Source organism: Paraburkholderia fungorum (assembly GCF_003610895.1).
Classification (GTDB): Bacteria; Pseudomonadota; Gammaproteobacteria; order Burkholderiales; family Burkholderiaceae; genus Paraburkholderia; species Paraburkholderia fungorum_B.
This window is the reverse complement of sequence record NZ_MCAS01000004.1, coordinates 189,226-212,332: the sequence shown is the minus strand read 5'-3', so window position 1 is coordinate 212,332 and position 23,107 is coordinate 189,226. Positions and strand designations below refer to the sequence as shown.

Genomic DNA, 23,107 nt, shown 5'->3' with positions numbered 1-23,107 from the left:
GTGTAGCCGCAGTTTTGCCGCAGGCGACCGAACATGCGTAACCGATTGTTAGGAGGCTTGCACAAATCCGGGGATTCGCCAGCCGCCCTCGTCCCCCGGGTGGCCGCGACCGCGCATACAACGGACCCGCGCGGCACGGGCCGCGCGCGGTCCCTGCCGCCCCTTAAGACTCAGTAAGCCACCGTCGCGATCTGACGGACAAAACGGCCCTGCTCCAATTCGTCGACGAAGGCGATCGCGTAGTCTTCCGCGGAAATACGGCTATTGCCCTCGGCGTCGGCGATCAGGCTGTTCGCGCCCGTGCGGAACTTGCCGGTGCGCTCGCCCGGGGCGATCAGCGCGGCCGGCGCGAAGAACGTCCAGTCGAGGTCGCTGATGCCACGGTAGTAATCGAATGCATCGCGGTGGGCCAGGGCGACGGCCTTGTAGGCATCCGGGAATCCGTCCGTGTCGACCAGTTGCTTGCCTGGCGCCACTTCCAGCGAACCCGCGCCGCCCACCACCACGAGGCGCTTCACGCCCGCTGCACGCACACCGTCGACCAGCGCATGGGTCGCCTGACTCAACACTGCCGGATCGCCATGCGGCGGTGCGTATGCGCTCGCCACCGCATCGTGGCCGCGCACCGCGGCGCTGACGCTCGCTGCGTCGAGCAGATCGGCCTGCGCGGCCTTCACATTCGCCACGTCGGCCGGCACGCGCGCCGGGTTGCGCGCCAGTGCCGTCACCTGATGCCCGCGGCGGGCCGCTTCCGCGGCGATCCGCGAACCAATTGTGCCCGTGGCGCCAAACAATGCGATTTTCAACTGTTTGCTCATGTCGATACTCCTGTTATATAAGCCTATATGTAACCACATTGATTACATATAATCCGGAAAAAAGAGGGGCATCAGCCCCCGTCCATTCTCAGGCGCGCGTCTCTCACACGTCCCGCACACGTTCTGATTACGCTGCGCGCGCCCTTCTGTTCTGCGTCTCTACGACGTCACCCATGCGAGCGCCGCTTACGCTCGCGTGCCCGTTCAGCGCGCACCACGTCAGCCGTGGCATCGGCCAGCGTACGCGCGCCGAGCGACGCCTCCATGGCCTGCTGCGCTTCGTCGATGATACCGCGCAGCACGACCTGAATATTGCGCCCCACCATGCACGCCGGATTCGGCTCCTCGCGATGCATGGCGAACAATTGCGCGTCGTCCACCGCGCGGTACACCTCGAGCAGCGTAATGCTCTCGGGCGCACGGGCAAGCAGCGCGCCGCCGCCCGCGCCGAGTTGCGAGGTCGTGAGGCCCGCATCGGCCAACATGGTCAGCAAACGACGGATCAGCGCAGGATTCGTATTCACGCTGCCCGCGATCATCTCCGACGAGAGCGGCACGCCCTCCTGCAACGACAGCAGCGCGAGCACGTGCACCGCAAACGCAAACCGGCTACTCGTATTCACAGCAAACCTGCCCGGCAACGACAATGTGTAACCATAGTAATTACATTTAATCCGGCTGTCAAATGAGCCGGCAAACGGGCTGGCAAACGGGTTGTCAATCGGACTGACACACGGCGCGCCATCTCACTTGTCCATCTGCTTTTGCGCATCGCTGGAATCGCCCGATGCCGACGCGGAAGCCGAGCCGCCCGCCGCCGACGCCGAACTTTGCGCCGACCACTCCTGCAGCTTGCGCCCGGCCGTCTCGAGACCCTGGCCGGTCAGCGCCGCCGCCTTGCCGAGCTGCGCATTCGCGGCGCTCGCCGCGCCTTGCAGGTTGGCTTGCGCGGTCGATGCCAAGGCGCCCGGATCGATCTTGATCGACGGCGCGGAGGCCGCCGAATCCAGGTTCTGCTGCGCGGTGGCCTTGGTCGCGTCGACCTGCTGGCCAACGTAGCTGGCCGCCTGATCGAGCTTCTGACCGGCCGCCTGCGCTACATCGTTGAGCTTGCCGGCGACCTGATCTGCCGACGCATCATTCTTCTGACAAGCCGCAAGGCCGCCGAACACAAGCGCGACAACGGCGACGCGGCGCAACAACGGTGAACGAATAGATAAAGTCATATCGGTATGTGCTGGGTATGAGCCGCATCGAGCGGCTTTCGCATGCGAAAACGCGCCCATGATACGCCGTTGCGCCAAAGGCTCGCCCCTGGAGCCGCCTGTCGGGCAGCGATGGCCGGCAGCCGGCGCATCGATGCGACCTCGCGGACCGCTTACGAGGCCGGTTCGCTCGCCGGAAAGCTGAGCTTCACCAGCAATCCCTGCCCGCCCGGCGCATCCTCGAGCGAAATCGTTCCTCGGTGCGCGCGTACGATCTCTCGCGCGATCGCGAGTCCCAGCCCGCTGCCCTCTTCGTCGGAGGCACGAAAAAACGGCTCAAATGCGCGCTCGCGCAACGCCGCGGGAATGCCGGGCCCGCCGTCGAGCACATGGATGCTGACCCAACCGTCCGCCTGACTGGCATCGATCGCGACTTGCGTGCCTTTGGGCGAGTACCGGATCGCGTTGTCGAGGATGTTCGACAGCACTTCTGAAAGCAGCGTCTCACTCCCCGTCACGAAGAGCGGCGCCGCGATGGAGACGACGAGCTCGATACCGCGCCGCCGTGCAGCCAGCGCGAGTTTCTCGATCGCGCGTGCCGTGACTTCCCGCACGTCCACAACGTCGCCTTCGAACGCCGTGTAATCGGCCGCTTCGGCCTGCGCGAGCATCAGCAGCTGGTTGATCAGCGACACCATCGCCCGGTTGCTGTGGTGCATGGCCAGCAGCGTTTCCCTCACTTCTTCGAGCTTGCCCTGACGCCGTGCGTATTGCAGTTGCATCCCGAGCAGCGTCAGCGGCGTGCGGATCTGATGCGCGGCATCGGCGATGAAACGCCGCTGCGCCAATCCCTGCCGTTCGATAATGTCGAGACAGGCATTGAAGGCGGCAATCAGCGGATGCAGTTCGGCATGGACATCGGCCGCATCGATTCGAACCCGCGTGAGCGACGGCTGCGCGGCGAGGCCCTTCGCCAGTCTTTCGAGCGGCCGCAGTTCCAGCGTCAGCCCTACACAGACCAGCACCAGCGCCGCCGCAATGCTGCTGACGATATACGCGAGTTGCGGTTTCCACAGCGCGGCGACCATCGCATCCCGCGCGATCTGCGTGCGCCCAACCGACACCACGACGTCGACGATCCTGCCGGCGTCGTACATTGGGCGCTTTAGCGTGACGGCGCGTATCGGCATCTGCGAGACGCGTGCGTCGTACCAATCGGGCGAATCCGTGGGGCGTGTCTGCGGAAAATCAGAAGTCCCGGCGATGACGGGGCCGCCCGCGATCTCGACACGATAGAAAACCTGATCGCCTTGTGGCGTACCGACGATCTGGATCGTGCTGGGCGACACGGAGGCGACCAGATCGTTGCCGCTCCAGCGCACGTCGGCGGCCATCACGCGGGCGGCGGCGAGCAGCGCTGCATCTTGCAGCAGATCGGCCGTGCGCCGCGCATTGGCGAGCGTGAGCCAGCCCGCGACGAGGCCGAATGCCGTCATCGGCACAATGACCCAGAGCAGGAGCCGCGCGCGCAGGCTACGCTTGCGGCTCTTCATTTTCCAGCAGATAGCCGAGCCCGCGTAGCGTGATGATCGCTGCCGTGCTCTTCTCGATCTTCTTTCTCAGGCGCGACACGTAGATTTCGATCGCGTCGCCGCTTGGCGGCGCATCCTTGTCGGTCACGGCCTCGGCCAGCACGGCCTTCGACACCGTGCGCCCCGTTTGCAGGATGAGCGCTTCGAGCACGGCATGCTCACGCGGCGTAAGCGACAGCGGCTCATCGTCGACGAAGAACTGGCGGCGGTCCATGTCGTAGAGCAAGGTGCCGCAGCGGATGCGGTTCGAGCGCGCGGGCGCATGCCGGCGTGCCAGCACCTTGATGCGCGCCACGAGTTCGCGGTCGTCGAACGGCTTGACGACGTAATCGTCGGCGCCCTCACTCAGACAGATCACCTTTTCGCCGACATCGCCCGTGGCGGTCAGGACCAGCACGGGCGTCTCGTTGGCGTTCTTGCGCATGCGGCGCAGCAGCGCCTTGCCTGACATGCCCGGCAGGTTCAGATCGAGCAGCACGACGTCGTAACGCGCGTCGCGCAGCAACGCCTCGGCGGTTTCACCGTCGAGCGCGTGCTCGACGAGGAAACCCTCGTCGGTCAAGGTTTTCGACAACCAATGCGCGAGTTGCCGGTTATCTTCGATCAGCAGAAGTCTCATTGCCCAGAAAAGCTATGCCATCTTGTAGCCGTTGCGCGCCTGCCGCGAACGGTAAAGCAGCAGCGTCGCCACGGCGCCGCACAATCCGGCCATGCCCATCCATGCGCCGGGCGCGGCCTTGTCCCCGGTGAAGTGGATCAGCGAGGTCGAGACGGCCGGCGTGAAACCGCCGACCAGCGTAGCGAGGCTGTAAGCCATCGAGAAGCCCGTCGTGCGCACATGGGCCGGCATCAGCTCGGTGAGCGCCACCACCATGGCGCCGTTGTACCACGCATAGAGCACCGAAAACCAGAGTTCCACCAGCAGGAGCCGCTCGAACGACGGCGCGGCGACCAGCCAGCGCATCGCCGGATACGACGTCGCCATGGTGAGCACGGTGAAGAGTAGCAGGATGGGACGCCGTCCGACACGATCGGAAACCGCGCCGGAAACCGGCAGCCAGATCAGGTTCGAGATGCCCACGCAGACGGTAACGACCAGCGAATCGACAGCCGACAGATGCAGCACGGTTTTGCCGAACGTCGGCGTGTAGGTCGTGATCAGATAGAACGACGCGGTGGTCATCACCACGAGACCCATGCCCATCACGATCAGGCCTGCGTTGTCGCTCATCGACTTCATGATTTCGCCGAATCGCGGATGGTGTTTGCGCGCCGCGAACTCGTCGGTCTCACGCAGCGTACGGCGAATGAACAACAGAAACGGCACGATCAGGCAGCCGATCAGGAACGGGATGCGCCAGCCCCACGCGCTCACCTCGCTGGCGGGCAGCAGTTGATTGAGCAGCACGCCGAGCGACGCCGCAAAGATGACGGCGACCTGCTGGCTGCCCGATTGCCACGAACAGAAGAAGCCGCGTTTGCCGGGCGGCGCGATCTCCGCGAGATAGACGGACACGCCGCCAAGTTCGACGCCTGCGGAGAAGCCTTGCAGAAGACGCCCGATCAGCACGATCACGGGCGCCGCGATGCCGATCGTCGCGTAGCCCGGGACCAGCGCGACGCAAGCGGTGCCGACCGCCATCAGCGAGAGCGACAGGATCAGGCCTTTGCGCCGCCCGTGACGGTCGATGTACGCACCCAGCACCAGCGCACCGATTGGCCGCATGAGGAATCCCGCGCCGAACACGGAAAGCGCCAGCAGCAACGAGACGAATTCGTTGTCCGCGGGAAAGAAGGTGTGCGCGATCGCACCGGCGTAATAGGCATAGACCGTAAAGTCATACATCTCGAGAAAGTTGCCGCTGACGACGCGGAAAACTGCTCGAAACCGCGATTCCGGACGACGGGTAATGGCTGGTTCCATGATGCTCTCTGATAGCGTAAGGACGAGTTTCGACAACCGGCGCACGCGTGGCGTGTGCCGGGCAATCGTTCCTGTGGGTGCGGGTTTGGGTACGGGTTTGGGTAGACCGGGCGGCTAGGCGATATCCATCACGGCCTTGCCTGACTGGCGGCGTTCTTCGAGCGCCGCGTGAGCCGCTTCGACGGTGTCCAGCGTGTAGCGGCCGTTGATCTCCACGCGCAGCGCGCCCTGCTGGATGGCGTCGAAGATATCGTCGGCGCGCCGCTGGACTGTTTCACCATCGGCGAGATGGTCGGCGAGGCGTGGCCGTGTGAGAAAGAGCGAACCGGCCTCGCCCAGTTCATACGGATCGAAGTCGCGCATCGGGCCGGTGACGGAGCCGTAGTTGACGACGAGGCCACGGGTTCGCGTCGCCCGGAAGCTGTCGCGCAGCGTCGTGCGGCCCACCGCGTCGAATACGACGTCGACGCCTCTGCCATGCGTCAACTCGCGGACCCGATCGGCGAACGCGCCGTCCTCGTACATCAGCACGTGGTCCGCGCCGCGCGATTTCGCGAGCGCTGCCTTGTCGGGCGAACTGGTGGTGGCGAACACCTGTGCGCCGCGCCGCTTGGCGAGCTGCACCAGCAACTGGCCGATACCGCCGGAGGCGGCATGCACGAGACACGTGCTGCCCGGCCCGATGTGAGCGACATCCTCGAGCAGATAGTGGGCAGTCGAGCCCTGGAAAATCGCTGCAGCGGCGATGTCGTAGCCGATCCCGCCGGGCAGTTTCGCGAGACGTGCAGCGGGCACCACCGCATACTCGGCGTACGCGCCCCACGAAATGCACCACGCCACCCGGTCGCCCTTGCGACACGACGTGACGTCCGCGCCCACTTCGACGACTTCGCCCGCGCCTTCCATACCGAGCGTGCACGGAATCCTCACCGGGTACGTGCGCGAATCGCGATACTTGCCCTGGCGCGTGTGGACGTCCATGAAGTTGATGCCTGCCGTTACGACGCGCACCAGCACTTCGCCCGGCGACGGCTTCGGCACCTCGATCTCGACGCGCCGAAGCACCTCAGGGCCGCCGTACTCGTGAATCTGGATGGCTCGCATGGCAAAAGTCTCCGATATGTGCAAACAGAATGGGGTAGCGAGGTTCAGTGCGACCCTGCGGCCCGGTCGTCCGGGGCGCCCGCGGGGGCAGCCGCGACGAAGCGGTTGGTATAGGTGCGCGCGAGGTCGATGTGCCGCTCCGATATCTCGGGGTTGGCGCGGGCCAGCACCGCCAGCACGGTCGAGGGTGCGTCCGCCGGCATCAGGCCGGTCGGCGAATACGCCGGTTTCGCAATCGCCAGCGCCTGCCGGTAAAGCGCCGGGTCGTCACCCCGGATTCCTGCGGGTACAACGGCGGCGATAGCGGCTTCGTCATGCGTCTGGATGAAATGCAGCGCCTCACGCACGGCACGCACCAGCCGCGCCGTCGCGTCCTCGTGGGCGTCGATCCAGTCGCGCTGCATGTAGAGACACGCGCCCGCGTACGCCCCGCCCAGTTGCGCGCGCGTGTCTTTCACGCTGCGCATGTCGACGAGCGGCGTGGCTTCGAGCCGGGTCAGCATGCGTGTCGCAGTCGGCTCTTCGATCATGCCCGCATCGACCTTGCCGTCGACAATCGCCTGCTCGAACGCGGACTCGTTGGCGAGCGGCACGACCGTGTACTCGCCCGACGGCACGCCCGCGCGTTCGACGAGGTAGCGCGTCAGGAAATACGTCGACGATCCGAAACCGGTTACGCCGAGCCGGCGCCCTTTCGCATCGGCCATCGTCGCCATGGCCCCGCCGCGCCGCCCAAGTTCGATGAGACCGGCGGACTGGCCCAGCACGACGACCGACTGCACATCCAGACCGCGGCCCTGCAGCTCGATCGTGTGATCGTAATAACCGACCGCGCCCTGTATCGCGCCCGCCACGAGTTCCGTCGACGTATCGATGCCGGCGGGCGCGGACACTACGCGCACATCGAGCCCCTCGCGGCGAAAATAACCGAGCTGGTCTGCAAGAATCACCGGCAGATAAATCAGTTTTGCGGCACCCCCGGTCATCAGCACAATGGGTTGCGCGCTCACGAAGCGTGCCGCCATCAGCGCCACGACGCAGAACAGTACGCGGATCAGGGTTGCGGGGTGACGCTGCATTCCTGTCTCCTCACGGTTGAAACAGCGCCTGTCAGGGCAGGCTTTGGCATGCGAGGCAGTATAAATAAGGGCGCCCTTCTGATTGCTTTCCACGGGCAAACTGTTTTCTCAGTAGTTTCCCGATCCACTTGCCGACTCGTTTGCCGATCCGCCCGGCGTGCCGGCAGCGCCTGTTCGTCGCGGTTCTGTCAAACGCGTTGGAGTAGACTGACTGCCCGCTCGATGTATTCCGTTGTTCAACTGGAGGCATGCGATGGCAGCAAAGAAGATTCTGTTCCTGACCGGCGACTTCGCCGAGGATTACGAAACGATGGTGCCGTTTCAGGCGCTACAGGCCGTCGGCCACGTGGTGGACGCGGTCTGTCCGAACAAGAAGGCCGGCGAGAAAATCAAGACGGCCATTCATGATTTCGAAGGCGACCAGACCTACACAGAAAAGCCTGGCCACCAGTTCACGCTCAATGCAACGTTCGACGACGCCGACTCCCGTCAATACGACGCGCTGGCGATCGCAGGCGGCCGCGCGCCCGAGTATCTGCGGCTCAATCACAAGGTCATCGAACTGGTGCGGCAGTTCGCCGAAGCGGGCAAGCCGATCGCAGCGATCTGCCACGCGGCGCAACTGCTGGCCGCCGCCGACGTGATTCGCGGCAAGCGCATTTCCGCCTACCCGGCCTGCGCGCCCGAAGTCAAACTGGCCGGTGGCGAATATGCCGACATTCCGGTCGACGCGGCGATCACCGACGCCAATTTCGTGACCGCGCCCGCGTGGCCTGCTCATCCTGAGTGGCTGCGTCAATTCCTCGTGCTGCTCGGCACCCGCATCGAACTCTGATCGCAAGGCACGCGCACATGGCCCTCACGGCCATGTGCGCGTGCCAAAACACCTCTCCATTTGAGACTAGTCCGATAGTTCTCAGCGAAAGACTTTCCTATAGTCGCCGGTTGACTTGGGAGCCTTTTTCGATGGAACTGACTGACTGGATCGTCATCCTCGCCGTCACACTGATGGCCATTGCTTTTTTCTGCGCGCGCACACGGGCCAACTGGTCGCGAGAAAACCGCGCGCGGCGTCTGGCGGGTACGCGCATGCTGGTACAAGCGGCGTTCGCGTTATGGGCGGCGTTGTTGATCGCCGCGCGCGGCCTGTTCGCGCTCGACGGCCTGCCCGGCCTGCACCCGGCGCCGCTCGAAGCGCTGACCGGCGTTGCGGTCCTGACCTGCTGCGGCTGCTACTGGTCGATTCGCGGCAGCAAACTGCTCAAATCACGCCGGCTCTTTACCGTGTAATGATCAGCGCGTAATGATTACCGCGTACTGATGCCGGGTTCGGCGTTGGTAATTTGCGCCGCACCGCCACGACCCACACCACCTGAACCCGCGCCATCACGCTCCCCGAGGTCCGCGCGCACTTCGCGTCCCCCACGCGCCGCGTGAGTACCCTCCGCCGGCGTGGCAGGCACTTCGGCAGACCGCTGCGCGGTTCGCGCCGCGGCTTCGGGCAGCGACAGATAAAACGTCGTGCCCGTCCCCTCTTTCGACTCCGCCCACACCCGTCCGCCATGGCGCTCCACCACGCGCCGCACAAGCGCAAGACCGATGCCCTCGCCCGCCGCCACATTGCCGTGCAGCCGCTGGAACGCGTTGAAAAGCCTCGGCAGCGCCACCGCCGGAATGCCCAGGCCATTGTCCCGGACGTAGAAAATCCGTAGCGAATGCACGCCCGGCGGCGCCGGCGTCGTACCGATTTCGATCAGGCCTTCGCGCGCCGGGTCCAGATAATTGACCGCATTGCCGATCAGGTTCGCGAACACCTGTTCAAGCGCGGTCGGGTCGCCCCACACCGCCGGCAATTCGTCGACGATCACATGCGCCCGGCGGGCGCGGATCGACCCCTGCATGGCATCGACCACGCGCGGCACGATATCGCGCACTTCGACCTTTTGCTGCCGGTACTCGACCCGGCCGACGCGCGACAGCCGCAACAGCGCGTCGATGATATGAGAGGCCCGCAACACGGCCGTCTGCAGAAAGTGCAAGGCCTCGCCGATATCCTCGTCCACCACCTGTTCGATGCGTTGCCTTGGTTGCGCCGCGAGCGACGACTGGCGCAGCACCGCACGCAGATCGTCGCAGGCGCGCGTCAGTTCTTTCGAGAAACCCTGCAGATTCACCAGCGGCGCACGCAAGTCGTGCGACACGCTGTAGATGAACATTTCGTTTTCCTGGGTCTGCTGCCGCAAGGTCTCGTTGATGCGCGCCAGTTCACCGGCGCGGCGCGCGAGATCGGCCTGGAAACGCGCCTGAATGCGCTCGGCTTCGAGCAGACGGCGGCTGGTTTCATGCAAGGTCAGATCGAGCCGGGCGATTTCATCGCGGCCCGGACCGATCGGCGCCAGCGGTTCGTTGCCCGCGAGGCGCCCGGCGTTATCGGACAGGAGCGCGAGCCGTCCGCGCACGCCGCGCGTGAACAACCAGACAGCCAGCGCGACGAACAGCAAGGAGCCAAACACAGCCGCGACGACCAGCATCTGCTGGCGTTCGCGCGCGGCGCCGGCGACGCTCGAGCGCAACGTGTCGAGACGCCGCTCCTCGCTCTGGAAGGCCAGCACCTGCTGACGGAAGCGGTCGAGCACGTCGGCCGTGCTCAGGTCGCGAAAGCGATCGAGCAGATCGCGCCGCCGCCCCGAATGCAGCATGTCCTGAACGCGGTCCGACCATTGGCGATATCCCTGCACCGCCTGGCGCACCTGCACCACGCGCTCGACTTGCGCCGGGTTGTCGGCAACCAGTTCGGCCAGTTGATCGATGCGGCGGTCGACGTCCATCCACAGCGTGACCGGCGTTGTGAAGCGTGTGTCGTTGGTAAGCACCGCGCCGCGCAGCGCCACGGACTCACCCAGCACCGGATCGAGAATCGCGGTGGTCTGGCGCAGCACGTCTTCGCTATGGATAGCCCACTGCTCGGCGAGCGCCGCGTCGGACTGCGCCTTGACCAGGCCGGACAATAGCGCCAGTTCGAAGAAAGCCGGAATTGCGATCAGCAACAGGCCTTTAGTGGTCAGTCTCATGCGTGCACATTGGAGGTCGGTGGCCGGCAGATCGTGCACGGGGACGGCACATTATGTCGGCGTTTGCGCAGGAAGACAAAGACGGCGCGCCAGCTGGCCTGTTTGTGCCGCCACAAACCGCTCCATACGCAACGATTGCGCATACAGCGTCAGGATTTTGAATTAAACGTAAATAAAATCGAATATTTCGCCCTCATTTGGATCATGAGGAGCGGGATGAAACCATCATGCACTTACTTTGTGCTTTTCGCGTCATCCAAGGTGCAAGGTAGAGATACCGCGCAATCGGCGACCCATCACACAAAACCCATTCCGGTGCGGCTCTGCACCTTATCGAGCCGTCCCGGCACAAGTTTGGCCCGCTTCTTGCATCCAATGCCCGCTTTTTTGGCATAAGCGGGACACATCGATGGAAAGTTTGAAAACCGGCACCGATACGCTCTTCCTTCTGCTGGGGGCCGCGATGGTGCTCGCCATGCATGCGGGATTCGCGTTTCTCGAACTCGGCACGGTCCGCAAAAAGAATCAGGTCAATGCGCTGGTCAAGATTCTGGTGGACTTCTCGGTCTCGACGATCGCGTATTTCTTCATCGGCTATACGATCGCCTATGGCGTGCAGTTCTTCGGCAGCGCCGAATCGCTGGCCGCACACAACGGCTACGCGCTGGTGCGCTTCTTCTTCCTCCTGACCTTTGCGGCGGCGATTCCGGCGATCGTGTCGGGTGGCATCGCAGAGCGCTCGAAATTCAACCCGCAACTGTTCGCCACCTTCGTGCTGGTCGGCTTCGTCTATCCGTTCTTCGAAGGGATCGCATGGAACGGCCGCTTCGGCATTCAGGCCTGGCTGACCCAGGTATTCGGCGCGCCGTTTCACGACTTCGCCGGTTCGGTGGTCGTGCATGCGTTCGGCGGCTGGGTCGCGTTGCCGGCCGTGCTGCTGCTCGGCGCACGCCACGGCCGTTATCACCGCGACGGCGGCATTGCCGCGCATCCGCCTTCGAATATTCCGTTCCTCGCGCTGGGCGCATGGGTGCTGGCGGTCGGCTGGTTCGGTTTTAACGTGATGAGCGCGCAGACCATCGACAAGATCAGCGGCCTCGTGGCGGTCAATTCGCTGATGGCGATGGTCGGCGGCACCCTGAGCGCATGGCTCGCGGGCCGCAACGACCCCGGCTTCACGTACAACGGCCCGCTTGCCGGGCTGGTGGCGGTGTGTGCCGGCTCCGACCTGATGCATCCGCTCGGCGCGCTCGTCACGGGCGGCATTGCGGGTGTGCTGTTCGTCTATATGTTCACCTGCGTGCAGAACCGCTGGCGCATCGACGACGTGCTTGGCGTATGGCCGTTGCACGGTCTGTGCGGCGCGTGGGGCGGCCTCGCGGCCGGCATCTTCGGCCTGCGTGCGCTCGGAGGGCTTGGCGGCGTGTCGTTCGGCGCGCAACTGGTCGGCACGCTGGGCGGCATCGTGGTGGCGCTGCTCGGCGGCACACTCGTGTACGGAGCGATTCGCCTGACGGTGGGCTTGCGGCTCGACCAGGAAGACGAATACAACGGCGCGGACCTGTCGATCCACAGAATTTCCGCCACACCGGAGCGCGAAAGCGTCGGCTGACGGTCTCGCCGCGCTACAGGGTTAGCGGCGCGCCGGCTGCTGCGCGCCCGTATGTTCGCCGAGCAGCCCGAATTCGATCGGGCAGCGCGTGTAGAACACCGGCACGTTGCTCTCGCGCACCGCCTCGAGCAAGGCTTCCGCCTCCCCTTCGGTGACCGCGAAAATCACCTGCTGCGGCTGATCGGCCAGTTCGAAGAAGCGCGCCGCATGCCGCGCGCCCGCGTGGCCGATCCCTTCGGCCGCCGCCACCACGGTCGCGCCATGAATGCCGGCGCGCTTCGCGATCGACAGCAGACATTCGACGACGGTTTGATGGCGGTGGTGTTTGTTCTGCTCGGTATAGAACGTGAGCTGGTAGCCCTTCATCATGGCGGCCTCCCGCGCAGTGACGGCGAGCCCACGGCCAACGCCCGCAGGCTCTCCATTCATTCTAGATCACGCTCCCGGCCATGCAGCGAGCGCGTGCGCGCCGGCGCTGCGCTCACCTGTCCCCAATGTCCCGTGGATGCTAGACTTGCGCGCTGGAGATGGCATTCTCCATTAACCGCCCTTTGATGGCTGATGATGCCTGCTTCGCCCGGACGACCGCGGACGTGGCATCACGCCTGCCGCTCGAGCCCGGTTTGTCGATCTTTTGGCTTCGCCAGAGTACTTTTCCATGTATTTGTCCATTCTCGCGGTCGGCATTGGCGGCGCGCTCGGCTCGCTGTTCCGCTGGTTTCTGGGGATTCGTCTGAACGGCGTGTTCACGGGAATGCCGCTCGGCACCTTCGCCGCTAACGTGATTGCGGGTTACGTCATCGGCGTGGCGGTTGCGGGGTTCGCGCGGGCGCCGCAGATCGCACCCGAATGGCGGCTCTTCGTTATCACCGGTTTGATGGGCGGCCTGTCGACATTCTCGACGTTCTCCGCGGAAGTCGTGCAGCGCTTGCAGGACGGCCGGCTCGGCTGGGCGGCAGGCGAGATCGTCATTCACGTGGCGGCTTCGCTCGTGATGACGATCCTCGGCATCGCGACCGTTTCCTTGCTGTCACGCTGAACCTCAGGCTGAGCGCCGCGCTAGATACCGCGCCAAATACCGCACTGAATGTCTCGCTGAAAACCGGCTGCCGGAACCTAGGACCCGCCGCCGCTGAGATTGAGCAGAACGATCCCGGAGATGGCGGTACAAATTCCGATCGCCTTTAGTGCGCTAAGCGCTTCGCCAAACCAGACGACGCCAATCACCGCCGTTAGTGCGGCGCTACACCCGGCCCAGGCCGCGTAAGCCATGCCCATTTCTATTCGCTTCGTCGCGATGGCCATTAGCCAGACGGCTGTCGCGTAACACGCGACCGTCATGAGCGAGGGAAGCAGGCGGGTGAAACCGGCGGAGAGATTGAGCGTTGCGGTGCCGAGCGCCTCAGCAGCGACGCTTGCAGCAAGAATGAGCCATGCGGCCTGAGTGGTGAGCATCCACGTACCTCGCAGCCCAACGTTTATACCGAACGTTAGTGCGAGCGAAAACAGGTGGCGGTACCCCCAACACCGCGAAAATATCATCCCTTAAACAGGCTGTCCATGGCGAGGCCGGCGAATAGCCATTCCTCGCCCCCGCCGCTAGCCGCTTTTCCTGCGGCCACGCAACGCAAACGCGGCCAGCGTGCATCCGAGCATTGCGATGCCCGCCACGTAGAAGGTATCGCTGTAAGCCATCAGCAGCGCTTCGCGGCCGATCAGCTTGTCGACGATCCCCAGCGCCGCCTCGCGCGCGCCGGCGAGTCCGGACGCCGCCATGGCATCGGCCCTTCCCACATGCCCTTGAGTCAACACCCTGACCATGCCGATCATGCGCTCCTGAAACGCGCCGTTGAACGGTGTGATCGCTTCTCCGATACGCGAGGCGTGCAGCTTCTCGCGTTCGACCACAATCTGACTGGCGATCGCAATGCCGATCGCACCGCCCAGGTTACGCACCATGCTGAACAGGCCCGAAGCCGATCCGAGCTGGCTCTTCTCGATGCCGTCGACGGCCATCACGCCGAGTGCGACGACCACCAGCGACTGTCCAATGCCGCGCACGATCAGCGACGGGACCACGACATTCGCCGAGGCGTTCACGTCGAGATGAATGTTCATCAGACAGCCGATGGCGACGAGCGTGAAGCCGGCGATGATGGCCGTGCGCGCACTGGTGCGGCGCATCAGCGGCGGCGTCAGAAACGACATGACGAACTGAACCAGTCCGTACGGCACCATCAGAACGCCGATATCCCGCGCACTGTAGCCCTGCAGTTCGGCAAAGTAATTCGGCACCAGAAACACGACCGCGAACACCACGCCGCCGAACAGAAACTGCATCAAACTGGCAATGCCGAAGTTATAGCGGCCAAGCAGCCTCAGATTGATGAACGGTTCCTCGCGACGCAGTTGCACCACCACAAACACAGTCAATCCAACCACCGCGACCAGCAACATGTTCACAATGAAACTCGAGCCGAACCAGTCCTTGCGTCCGCCCTCCTCCAGCACGATCTGCAGCGCGCTGAGTCCGATTGCCATCGTCGCGATGCCCAGCCAATCCGCCTTGCGCAGGCGGTCGAGATGCACAGGCTCGGGTTTGATCGCCCAGCCGATCGCGCCCAGCAGAATGAGCGCGGGTGGAATCTGCAGATAGAAGATCCAGCGCCACGAATACATGTCGGTCAGCCAGCCGCCCAGAGAAGGCCCGGCCGCCTGCGCGACATTGTTGGCGACGGCGAACAGCGCCATGCCGAGCGGATGCCGTGACGCCGGCAGCTCCGTCAGGATCAGCTGAAACGACAGTGGAATCAGCACGCCGCCGAACGCCCCCTGGAAGGCGCGCGCAACGATCATGGCATCGATGGTCGGCGCCACCGAACACACCAGCGAGAAAATCAGGAATCCGCTCGTGCCGACCAGCATCACGCGGCGGATGGAAAACACTCGCACGAGCCAGCCGGTCAACGGAATGACGATGATTTCCGCGACCAGATACGCCGTGGTGATCCACGAGCCCTCCTCGAAACTCGCACCGAGCGAGCCGCGAATATCCGGCAGCGATGCATTGGTGACGTGCACGTTCATGCCGGCCATGAAGCAGCCGAACACGCCGCCGAGCACCGCCACCCACGCGCGCAGCGACACCGGGTCATGAGTACGGGAAGATGCGGCCGTCGTGCTCATGAGCGGCTCGCGGCGGGCTGCGTCACGGGGGCGCCGGTATGCACCCGCGCAATCACCGACATGCCCGGCCGCAGGCTGATCGCGTCGTGCTGACCGGCGTCCACCTGGATCTTCACGGGAATGCGCTGCACGACCTTGGTGAAGTTGCCGGTCGCGTTGTCGGGCGGCAGCAACGCGAACTGCGCACCCGAGCCCGGCGCGATGCTCAGCACGCGCCCACGCAGTGGATGTCCCGCATAAGTGTCGACGTCGATGTCGACCGCCTGACCCGCGCTCATGGCGGCGACTTCCGTTTCCTTGAAATTGGCGATCACGTAGACGTCCTGAAGCGGCACCACGGCGAGCAGCGGTTGTCCGGTCTCGACGTATTGCCCCACTCGCACGGTGCGCTGGCCGACCGTGCCGTCGCTCGCCGCGCGAATTGTCGTGTGCTCGAGATCGATCTGCGCGAGCGACAAGGCGGCACGTGCAACCTCAAGCTGGCCCTGCGCCTGTTCGATTGCCGCCATGCCCTGCGCCCGGCGCTTCTCGAGCACGGTTTGCTGGCCGCGCTGGGCTTGAGCCGTTGCGGCGGCTCTCGCCAGTTCGGCGTCGGCGGTGAGTGCGTCGGCATGCGCCTGCTCCCAGCGCTGCGTGCTCGACGCCTGTTCGGCCGCCAGTTGCCGGTAGCGCTGCGCGTCCGACTTGCGGCGGTTCGCACCGGCCCGCGCCGCGTCGACGTCCGCCCGCGCGGCCTCCATCACGCTGCCTTGCTGCGCGATCTGCGCATCGAGCGTGGCGACGTTCGCCTGCTCCGCGTGCAAGGTGGCGAGCGCCGTGTCGACCGTCGCCTGAGCTCTCGCGACCTTGGCTGCATAGTCCGCGCTGTCGATATGCGCGAGCACGTCGCCCTTGTGCACCGGCTGGTTGTCGTCGACATCAACGCCCGTCACATAGCCGGGCACGCGCGAGCTGATCGTCACCACGTCCGCGCGCACGTAGGCGTCGTCAGTGCTTTCGATGAAACGGCCGACGCTCCACCAGTGGATGCCCGCCACCACCAGTCCAACGACTGCGATGAGCGCGCCCGCGAGCACAAGGTTCTTTTTGCTGAACGGCGACGTCTTTTCTGGAACGACAGTGGTACTCATATCAGGACCCTGATGAGAAATTAACGGACATTTGAGGCGGCGCCGGGACAAGATGCGTGCCGCAAGATGCGCAAGGCACGGCGGCCTCGCGCTGCCAGCCGCCGCCGAGCGCCTTGAACACCGCGACCTGGTCGGATGCGAGTGCTTCGGTCGACACCGCGAGCGCCGCATCGCCGGCAACGAGGCTGCGCTCGGCATCGAGCACATCGAGAAAATCCAGTGCTCCCGCCTGGTAGTTCAGCTCCGCGAGATGGAAGGCGCGGGCAGCGTTCGCGCGGGCGGCCTGCAACGCGCGTTGACGCTCCCACTGCGCGCCGTAGAACGTCAGCGCCTGCTCGGATTCCTTCAATGCCGTGAGCACGTCGTGCTCGAACTGCGCGAGCGCTTCGGTGTTGTCGGCCTTTGCCTGCGCGAGCCGCGCGCGGCTCACGGCCATGTTGGGAAAGCGCCAGCTGATCAAAGGCCCGACGCCCCATGCCAGCGCGTACTGATCGCCGAGCGATGCCAGGCTGCCGGTCGTCGACAGGAGGTTCACCGAGCCGCCCAGTACGATCGACGGATACAGATCCGCCCGCGCGACGCCAACCCGGGCATCGGCGGCGGCCAGCTTGCGCTCCGCCTCGCGCAGATCGGGACGGCGGCGCAGCAAGGCGGCGCCGTCGCCAACCGGGAAGGGCGCGCTGAGCACCGGCACGACACGGCATTGCCCGGCCGTTCTGGGAAATTCGCCGGGCGGGCGCCCCAGCAGCACGGCCAGTTCGAACAGCGCGGCGCGACGCTTGCCCTCGAGCGTCGGCACCGTCGCGCGGGTCTCATCGCGAAAGGCGCTGGCACGTGTGACCTCGAGGTCGGAGACGAGTCCACGATCGCGCTGCCGGGTGGTCAGATCCACCAGGCGTTGGGCGATCCCGAGCGAACGGTTGGCCACGTCGATCTGTTCGCCGTAGGCGCAGGCGTGCAGGTACGCATCGGTCGTCGATGCGGCGACCCAGACGCGCACCGCGTCGCTGGCCGCCTGCATGGCGTCGGCGTCGGCTTGCGATGCGTCGACGAGATGACGTACGCGCCCCCACAGATCGACTTCGTACGAGACCGCCAGCGAAGGCGCGTAAGCCCAGCGCGTGTCAGCCGACTCGCGCCGCGCCGCCGCGACGATCTGATCGGCGTTCTGCTTGCCGTAGTTGCCGCCGAGTGCCAACTGCGTATCGGGCCACCGCGCGGCGCCGGTTTCGTTCACCACCGCTTGCGAACGCGCAAAACGTGCGAGCGCGACCGCCAGATCACGGTTCTGTTCGAGCGCGTCCTGGATGAGACCGTCCAGCACCGGATCCTGATAGAGACGCCACCAGTCGTCAGGCAAGGGCTGCTGCACAACTGGCGCATGTTCTGCCGACATGAACGGCGCGGCGGCAGCGGCCGGCAACTGCGGCGCCCGGTACGGCGCCTCAAGGGAACACGCCGAGGCAAGCAGTGCGACCGCCGCAACGCAGACCACGCGTAAATGCGCAGGCGCGCAGCGGCGCCGCAGGTGTGAACGAAGCTGCGCGCCGGGACGGATCAGACAATGAATGAGGCGCGGAACGGCGCAAAAAACGGTACTGACAGCGATATCGAAAGCGTTACTAAACGCGGTGCAAAAAGCGCCCGGAGGAACCATGACAGAAGCTCGGCAGTGGAGTCGAAGGCATGATGGTAGAGTCCGGTGATCCGGTCATCTCTCGAAGAATTGCCATGCATCGTCGCGAAATGGACAGCTTCGGTTTTTTCGAAAGCCAAAGAGCGCTTGAAGTCGCCTCCGTCACCGTGCTCGCCACAGATCAGCCCGCAGGCACGGTATTCCCGCCCCACGCGCACAGCAGCGGCCAATTGATCTACGCCATTTCCGGCGTGATGATCGTGCGTTCGGCCGCCGGCAGCTGGATCGTGCCGACCGGGCGCGCGGTGTGGGTGCCGGGCGACGTGCGCCATGAAATCGAAATTGCGAGCGACGTGCAGATCCGCACGGTCTATGCGGCACCCGACGCTCGCGACGCCTTGCCGGACAGTTGCCGGGTGATTCTGGTGAGCGCGCTGTTACGCGAGCTGATCGTGACCGCCGTCGGTATTCGACCGGCCGCCGGACACAGTGAACGGGAACGGCGCGTGCAGGAACTGATCCTCGACGAGATCTGCATGGCCGCCCCTCTCCTCCTGCACGTGCCGATGCCTCGTCATCCGGCGCTCGTCGAACTGTGCGCTGAGCTGATTGCGCAGCCGTCGCTCGACGCGACATTGCAAGGCTGGGCGCGCCGCGCCAACATGAATCCGCGGACCTTCGCCCGGGCCTTCCAGCGCGAAACCGGTATGACGCATGGTTCGTGGTGCCGTCACACGCGGGTCCTGCTGAGCCTTCCACAGCTGGCAACCGGCGCATCGGTGGTCGATGTCGCGCTTGAGCACGGCTACGACAGCCCGAGCGCATTCACGGCGATGTTTCGCAAAGTGCTAGGGGTGGCGCCCAGCGAGTACTTCAGATGAGGCGTGATGGCGTCTTACGAGTCTTTGCTTTTGCTGACTTTCGCCCGCGTACTCGCCGGCGCGCTCTTCTTCACGTTCTTCTTCAATCTGGTCTGATTGTGTTCAATCGCGGCGCGAACCAGACGCTTCAGCGCAGGCCCATTGATCTTGTCCCCCTCGAAAAAATCGATCGCCCGTCTCGCGTTGCCTTCGAGACCCGCGTTGAAAAGCTTGTCAGGGTCCGGGAGGCTCGCTCCGTGCGCGAAGGTCAGTTTTACCTTTCCTTTGTGGGCGTTGGCGACAGCGATCATGCCGTCGCGCGACCAAACGGGGCTTCCCATCCACTTCCATTCCTCGACGATCTCCGGGGCGGCCGCAAGAATGGCCTTACGCATGGCGGCGAAGGTTTGGCCACGCCAATCCGTGATTCCCGCGATCATCTGGTCAATCGTTTCTGATGGATTCATTGGATCGTCACGCCTCGAATTCGGGTTCGGGTTCGGGTTCGGGTTCGGGTTCGGTTCAGACAGGGCCTGCTCTTTCGATTGTGCCAGCATCGATCTGCCCGCGCCAATCAGGCCTTGATTTTCCCATTCGTTTCCCGATTAATTTCCCCGCTAGCTTCGCCATTAATTTCCCCATTTTTTTCGATTTTTATCGTTATTTTTGTCAGCGAACCCGGAGGTAAGATCGCCGCAGCCTGAATAGCAGAAGGGGCAAACAATGGCGATCACCTTGAATCTGTCAGCGTCCGCAAATCCGAACAAGTCGTTGAAGATCGACGCCATCCGATTCCTGGCGGCCGTCTGGGTTCTGATGTATCACTTCAAGCCACCCGCGTTTAAGGAACTGCTGCCCCATCAGTTCGCCTTCCTCGGCGGCGCGTTGTGGTCAGGTTCGACAGCGCTGTTTGCGGGCCCCGCCGCCGTCATCGTCTTCTTTGTCATTTCCGGCTACTGCATCCACAACGCATATCAAAAGGATGTGACGCTCAAGCCGATCAACTATTACGCGTCCAGATTCATCCGCATCGGCTTGCCGCTGGTCATCCTGCTATGCCTCGTGCAACCTTTGCCGACGGGGCAAAACTATCTGGAATCCGTGCTGTGGTCGCTTTACTGCGAGATGGTGTATTACGCCGCTTATCCGCTTCTGCGCGCCCGCTTTCGCTACATCGGCGAAATGATCGTCGGCTGCGCGCTTGCGGCGGGCGTGATGGTGGCCGTGGTTCGTCTGCTTGGGCACCCGGTCTGCCACGGCTGCGTCATCGAGACGTATGGCGTGCCTGGTACGGCTTTGCTGTATGCGGCCGGATGGATTTTCGGCTGCCTGATCGCGGAGACCCAGCGCAACGCGGAGCAATTCCAGGTTCGTGGCGCCTATTCGCCACTCACGCTGATGATCCAGCGCGGCCTTGAGCGCAGCACGCGCTACCTGGCAAACCATCTGCTTGCGCTGCGAGTGGTGGTGGTCGCGGCCGGTGCGGCCATTATGATTTTGCTGTCCGAATCGAATCTCAAACCGGCCATCGTGCCGTTGATTACGCCCGATATCACGCTACCGCTATTTCAGTTCCTCGCGGCAGTCTGGATCGCGGCGGAAACCGCCACGCCGTCCAAAGGCGGCGCATGGCCCAGACTGGCCGCGTTCGGCGCATGGTCTTATAGCCTCTATCTTTGCCACAAGATGGCCTTGGCCCTGCTGGAAATAACCGGCTTCGACGACACATCCCGCTTCGCGTGGTTCGTGCAGGTGACGCTGGCGTTCGCTATCAGCTATGCGTTCTACCGGATGATCGAAAAACCTTCGCATCTGCTGTCGCAGCGGCTACGGAAATACACGCCGAATGCACCGGCTGCCCCGGTGGCTTGAAGCGCCTCGCTGAGGCGCCCGCCCGAGCCGGCAATGCCGGGTTGGCGACGCTTCGGCAACGAAGCCTGGATCGTCCGGTCAACCCAAGTACCTCATAAGCGTCCCGGCCGCGGATCGGCCACGAAGCCGTCACGATTGGGCATCGCCACGCGCGGCAGCGACGCCGCGTCGAGCCGCGTATCCGCCGGCACGATGCCGTTCCGGTTGAGCAGGAATGCGCTGAGCGCGTAGACCTCGTCGGCGGAAAGCGATTCGGGCGCGTTGTACGGCATCGCGCGGCGAATGTAATCGAACAGGGTCGTCGCGTAGGGCCAGTAGCTGCCCACGGTGCGCTTCGGCTTCGCGCTCATCAGCGTGCCCTGCCCGCCTATCAACTGATCGCCGAGACCGCCCTCGCCCTGGGCGCCGTGGCATGCCGCGCATTTTGCGGCAAACACATGCGCGCCGGTGGCGACGTCGCCGCTGCCCGCAGGCAAGCCGCGGCCATCCGGCGCGACGTCGATGTTCCAGGCGGCGAGGTCTTGCGCGGTCAGCGGTGTGCCGATCTCGTGACCTGCCCCCGCGCTTTGCTCGCCCGGCGCAATGGAAGAACACGATGCCAGCACCGAGAGCACCACGAGCGCCAGCGGCGACAGCAGCACGAGCAGCGCGGCCCGTGCCGTTCGCGGCGGCGTGTGTATCGAACGGCGGCCCTCACGCATTGCGCACCTCGCCGCTTGCATCGACGCGCCACTGCTGGATCGCGTTGTAGTGGTACTGCGAATTCAGGCCGCGCGCGGCAACGAGTTCGGCACGCGTGGGCTGCACGTAGCCAGTCGAATCGGTGGCGCGCGAGAGAATCGCGCTCGCGCCGCCATCCCAGCGCCAGTCCGCCTGAAAGCGTGTGAGCGCGCGATCGTGGATGGCGCCGTCCAGCCGCGCGAGACGCCAGGTCGCTCCGCCGTCGGTCGACACTTCCACTTTACGGATCGTCCCGCGTCCGGACCACGCCAGACCGGTGATCGGGTAATAGCCGTGCGTGGTGAGGCGATGCCCCGGCGAGGGCCGCGTGATCACCGACTTCGCGTCCATCTCGAACGCAAACTGACGCGCGGTGCCGTTCGCGAGCAGGCTGGTGTACTTCGAGGTTTCCTCACGCGTTTGCAAGGGCGCATCGACCACCTTCAGCCGGCGCAGCCACTTGACGTTCGTATTGCCCTCGAAGCCGGGAACGATCAGACGCAACGGATAACCGTTCTCGGGACGCAGGCGCTCGCCGTTCTGCGCGTAGACGACCAGTGCGCGCTCGAGTATCCGTTCGAGCGGCAAGCTGCGCGTCATCACGGCGGCGTCCGCGCCTTCCGCCAGCAACCAGGCGCTCGCCGGATCGGTTGGATTCGACAGACCGCCCACCTCTTCCAGCAGAGTCGACAACCGCACGCCGGTCCATTCGCAGCACGACAGCAGACCATGCGTGAGTTGCACAGGCATGCCGCTCGGGCCATTCCATTCGTTGCCGGTGTTACCCGAGCACTCGAGAAAATGAATCCGCGACTCGGACGGCAGGCGCAGCAGGTCGTCCATCGTGAACAGTTTAGGCATGCGCACGAGGCCATGAATGGCCAGCCGATGCTGATCGGGATCGATATCCGGCACACCGCCATGATGTCGTTCGTAGACCAGACCGTTGGGGGTGAGCGTGCCGTGCAGATCGGCGAGCGGCGTCATCGACGAAGCCGCGCCCGGTAGCGGCCATGCGCGCGCACTGCGCCGCACGACATTCGCCTCATACGGTGAGGGCACACCGTAGGGATGCTCGAGAACGGGCGCGCCGGGCACGCGGCTCGATTGCGCGACTGCAAGCGGCTTGAGCAGTTCACTTGCGGCCGCGGCGTGGGAAACAACCAGACCGCCGGCCGCCAGGCGGCCCAGGAGTCGGCGGCGGCCGCGCGACGGCGGAGCGTTAGGCGGGTTCATCATGGCGACGGCGCATCGTGGGCAAGCCGACTAGCCTACCGATGCCAGTTGTCACGGCCAAA

At 64.6% G+C, this 23,107-nt stretch carries 24 protein-coding genes and 1 riboswitch; of the genes, 6 read left to right on the top strand and 18 right to left on the bottom strand.

Annotated elements, in window-relative coordinates; all coding sequences use genetic code 11:
* Positions 1-170 precede the first annotated feature (170 nt).
* From BCY88_RS06055 to BCY88_RS06020, 8 genes are all read right to left on the bottom strand, one after another.
* Entirely contained in the window at positions 171-818 is a 648-nt protein-coding gene (locus BCY88_RS06055) for an NAD(P)-dependent oxidoreductase (protein ID WP_120343389.1), read from the bottom strand.
* A 167-nt stretch (positions 819-985) separates the two neighbouring features.
* A complete protein-coding gene (locus BCY88_RS06050; protein WP_028199761.1) occupies positions 986-1,441 on the bottom strand; it encodes an Rrf2 family transcriptional regulator in 456 nt (151 codons plus the stop codon).
* A 123-nt stretch (positions 1,442-1,564) separates the two neighbouring features.
* The gene (locus tag BCY88_RS06045) at positions 1,565-2,044 is read right to left on the bottom strand and encodes a BCAL1086 family glycoprotein (protein WP_183081296.1); all 480 of its coding nucleotides are present in this window, start codon (positions 2,042-2,044) and stop codon (positions 1,565-1,567) included.
* Positions 2,045-2,196: 152 nt separating this feature from the next.
* Complete coding sequence (locus BCY88_RS06040; RefSeq protein WP_120343388.1) at positions 2,197-3,576, bottom strand: sensor histidine kinase; 1,380 nt, start codon at positions 3,574-3,576, stop codon at positions 2,197-2,199.
* Positions 3,557-4,234 (bottom strand): response regulator transcription factor, encoded by a 678-nt coding sequence (locus BCY88_RS06035; protein ID WP_120343387.1) that lies wholly within the window; start codon positions 4,232-4,234, stop codon positions 3,557-3,559. The genes BCY88_RS06040 and BCY88_RS06035 overlap by 20 nt, the downstream gene beginning before the upstream one ends.
* Before the next feature lie 12 nt (positions 4,235-4,246).
* Entirely contained in the window at positions 4,247-5,539 is a 1,293-nt protein-coding gene (gene tcuC, locus BCY88_RS06030) for an MFS transporter (RefSeq protein WP_120343386.1), read from the bottom strand.
* 114 nt (positions 5,540-5,653) lie between these two features.
* Positions 5,654-6,643, bottom strand: a complete 990-nt coding sequence (locus BCY88_RS06025; protein ID WP_120343385.1) for a quinone oxidoreductase family protein — start codon at positions 6,641-6,643, stop codon at positions 5,654-5,656.
* A 44-nt stretch (positions 6,644-6,687) separates the two neighbouring features.
* Positions 6,688-7,722: an ABC transporter substrate-binding protein gene (locus tag BCY88_RS06020; RefSeq protein WP_120343384.1), complete on the bottom strand. Its 1,035-nt coding sequence runs from the start codon at positions 7,720-7,722 to the stop codon at positions 6,688-6,690.
* Between the two features lie 253 nt (positions 7,723-7,975).
* Between BCY88_RS06020 and BCY88_RS06015 the strand changes: the two genes are divergently transcribed.
* A complete protein-coding gene (locus tag BCY88_RS06015; RefSeq protein WP_030102684.1) occupies positions 7,976-8,557 on the top strand; it encodes a DJ-1/PfpI family protein in 582 nt (193 codons plus the stop codon).
* Between the two features lie 131 nt (positions 8,558-8,688).
* Positions 8,689-9,012, top strand: a complete 324-nt coding sequence (locus BCY88_RS06010; RefSeq protein WP_120343383.1) for a hypothetical protein — start codon at positions 8,689-8,691, stop codon at positions 9,010-9,012.
* Positions 9,013-9,029: 17 nt separating this feature from the next.
* Here BCY88_RS06010 and BCY88_RS06005 read toward each other — a convergent pair whose 3' ends face one another.
* Positions 9,030-10,793: a sensor histidine kinase gene (locus tag BCY88_RS06005; protein WP_120343382.1), complete on the bottom strand. Its 1,764-nt coding sequence runs from the start codon at positions 10,791-10,793 to the stop codon at positions 9,030-9,032.
* Positions 10,794-11,202: 409 nt separating this feature from the next.
* On the opposite strand from BCY88_RS06005, the gene BCY88_RS06000 reads away from it, so the two are divergent.
* Complete coding sequence (locus BCY88_RS06000; protein WP_120343381.1) at positions 11,203-12,405, top strand: ammonium transporter; 1,203 nt, start codon at positions 11,203-11,205, stop codon at positions 12,403-12,405.
* A 21-nt stretch (positions 12,406-12,426) separates the two neighbouring features.
* Here the strand turns inward: BCY88_RS06000 and BCY88_RS05995 are convergent, their stop codons facing one another.
* Complete coding sequence (locus BCY88_RS05995; protein ID WP_259461258.1) at positions 12,427-12,774, bottom strand: DUF190 domain-containing protein; 348 nt, start codon at positions 12,772-12,774, stop codon at positions 12,427-12,429.
* A gap of 145 nt (positions 12,775-12,919) precedes the next feature.
* Positions 12,920-12,983: riboswitch (Fluoride riboswitch) on the top strand.
* 80 nt (positions 12,984-13,063) lie between these two features.
* Here BCY88_RS05995 and crcB point away from each other — a divergent pair.
* Entirely contained in the window at positions 13,064-13,444 is a 381-nt protein-coding gene (gene crcB, locus BCY88_RS05990) for a fluoride efflux transporter CrcB (protein WP_120343380.1), read from the top strand.
* Between the two features lie 77 nt (positions 13,445-13,521).
* Here the strand turns inward: crcB and BCY88_RS05985 are convergent, their stop codons facing one another.
* The 4 genes from BCY88_RS05985 to BCY88_RS05970 form a co-directional block, all read right to left on the bottom strand.
* Positions 13,522-13,860: a DMT family transporter gene (locus BCY88_RS05985; RefSeq protein ID WP_120343379.1), complete on the bottom strand. Its 339-nt coding sequence runs from the start codon at positions 13,858-13,860 to the stop codon at positions 13,522-13,524.
* Positions 13,861-14,004: 144 nt separating this feature from the next.
* A complete protein-coding gene (locus tag BCY88_RS05980; RefSeq protein WP_120343378.1) occupies positions 14,005-15,591 on the bottom strand; it encodes an MDR family MFS transporter in 1,587 nt (528 codons plus the stop codon).
* Positions 15,588-16,721, bottom strand: coding sequence for an HlyD family secretion protein (locus tag BCY88_RS05975; protein ID WP_120343377.1), 1,134 nt, complete (start codon positions 16,719-16,721; stop codon positions 15,588-15,590). Before BCY88_RS05975 ends, BCY88_RS05980 begins: the two co-directional genes overlap by 4 nt.
* 1 nt (position 16,722) lies before the next feature.
* On the bottom strand, positions 16,723-18,216 hold the full coding sequence (locus BCY88_RS05970; protein WP_259461257.1) for an efflux transporter outer membrane subunit: 1,494 nt from the start codon (positions 18,214-18,216) through the stop codon (positions 16,723-16,725).
* Positions 18,217-18,467: 251 nt separating this feature from the next.
* Here BCY88_RS05970 and BCY88_RS05965 point away from each other — a divergent pair, with 251 nt between their 5' ends.
* Positions 18,468-19,238, top strand: coding sequence for an AraC family transcriptional regulator (locus tag BCY88_RS05965; RefSeq protein ID WP_120343425.1), 771 nt, complete (start codon positions 18,468-18,470; stop codon positions 19,236-19,238).
* A 14-nt stretch (positions 19,239-19,252) separates the two neighbouring features.
* On the opposite strand, the gene BCY88_RS05960 is transcribed toward BCY88_RS05965, so the two are convergent.
* A complete protein-coding gene (locus BCY88_RS05960; protein ID WP_120343375.1) occupies positions 19,253-19,684 on the bottom strand; it encodes a DUF1801 domain-containing protein in 432 nt (143 codons plus the stop codon).
* Positions 19,685-19,791: 107 nt separating this feature from the next.
* Entirely contained in the window at positions 19,792-19,941 is a 150-nt protein-coding gene (locus BCY88_RS39785; RefSeq protein WP_183081295.1) for a hypothetical protein, read from the bottom strand.
* On the opposite strand from BCY88_RS39785, the gene BCY88_RS05955 reads away from it, so the two are divergent.
* The gene (locus tag BCY88_RS05955) at positions 19,941-21,089 is read left to right on the top strand and encodes an acyltransferase family protein (protein WP_120343374.1); all 1,149 of its coding nucleotides are present in this window, start codon (positions 19,941-19,943) and stop codon (positions 21,087-21,089) included. The genes BCY88_RS39785 and BCY88_RS05955 overlap by 1 nt on opposite strands.
* 92 nt (positions 21,090-21,181) lie before the next feature.
* Here BCY88_RS05955 and BCY88_RS05950 read toward each other — a convergent pair whose 3' ends face one another.
* Together BCY88_RS05950 and soxC are read right to left on the bottom strand one after the other, a co-directional pair.
* On the bottom strand, positions 21,182-21,790 hold the full coding sequence (locus BCY88_RS05950; RefSeq protein WP_120343373.1) for a c-type cytochrome: 609 nt from the start codon (positions 21,788-21,790) through the stop codon (positions 21,182-21,184).
* Positions 21,783-23,048, bottom strand: a complete 1,266-nt coding sequence (gene soxC / locus BCY88_RS05945; protein WP_120343372.1) for a sulfite dehydrogenase — start codon at positions 23,046-23,048, stop codon at positions 21,783-21,785. The genes BCY88_RS05950 and soxC overlap by 8 nt, the downstream gene beginning before the upstream one ends.
* Between the last annotated feature and the right edge of the window lie 59 nt (positions 23,049-23,107).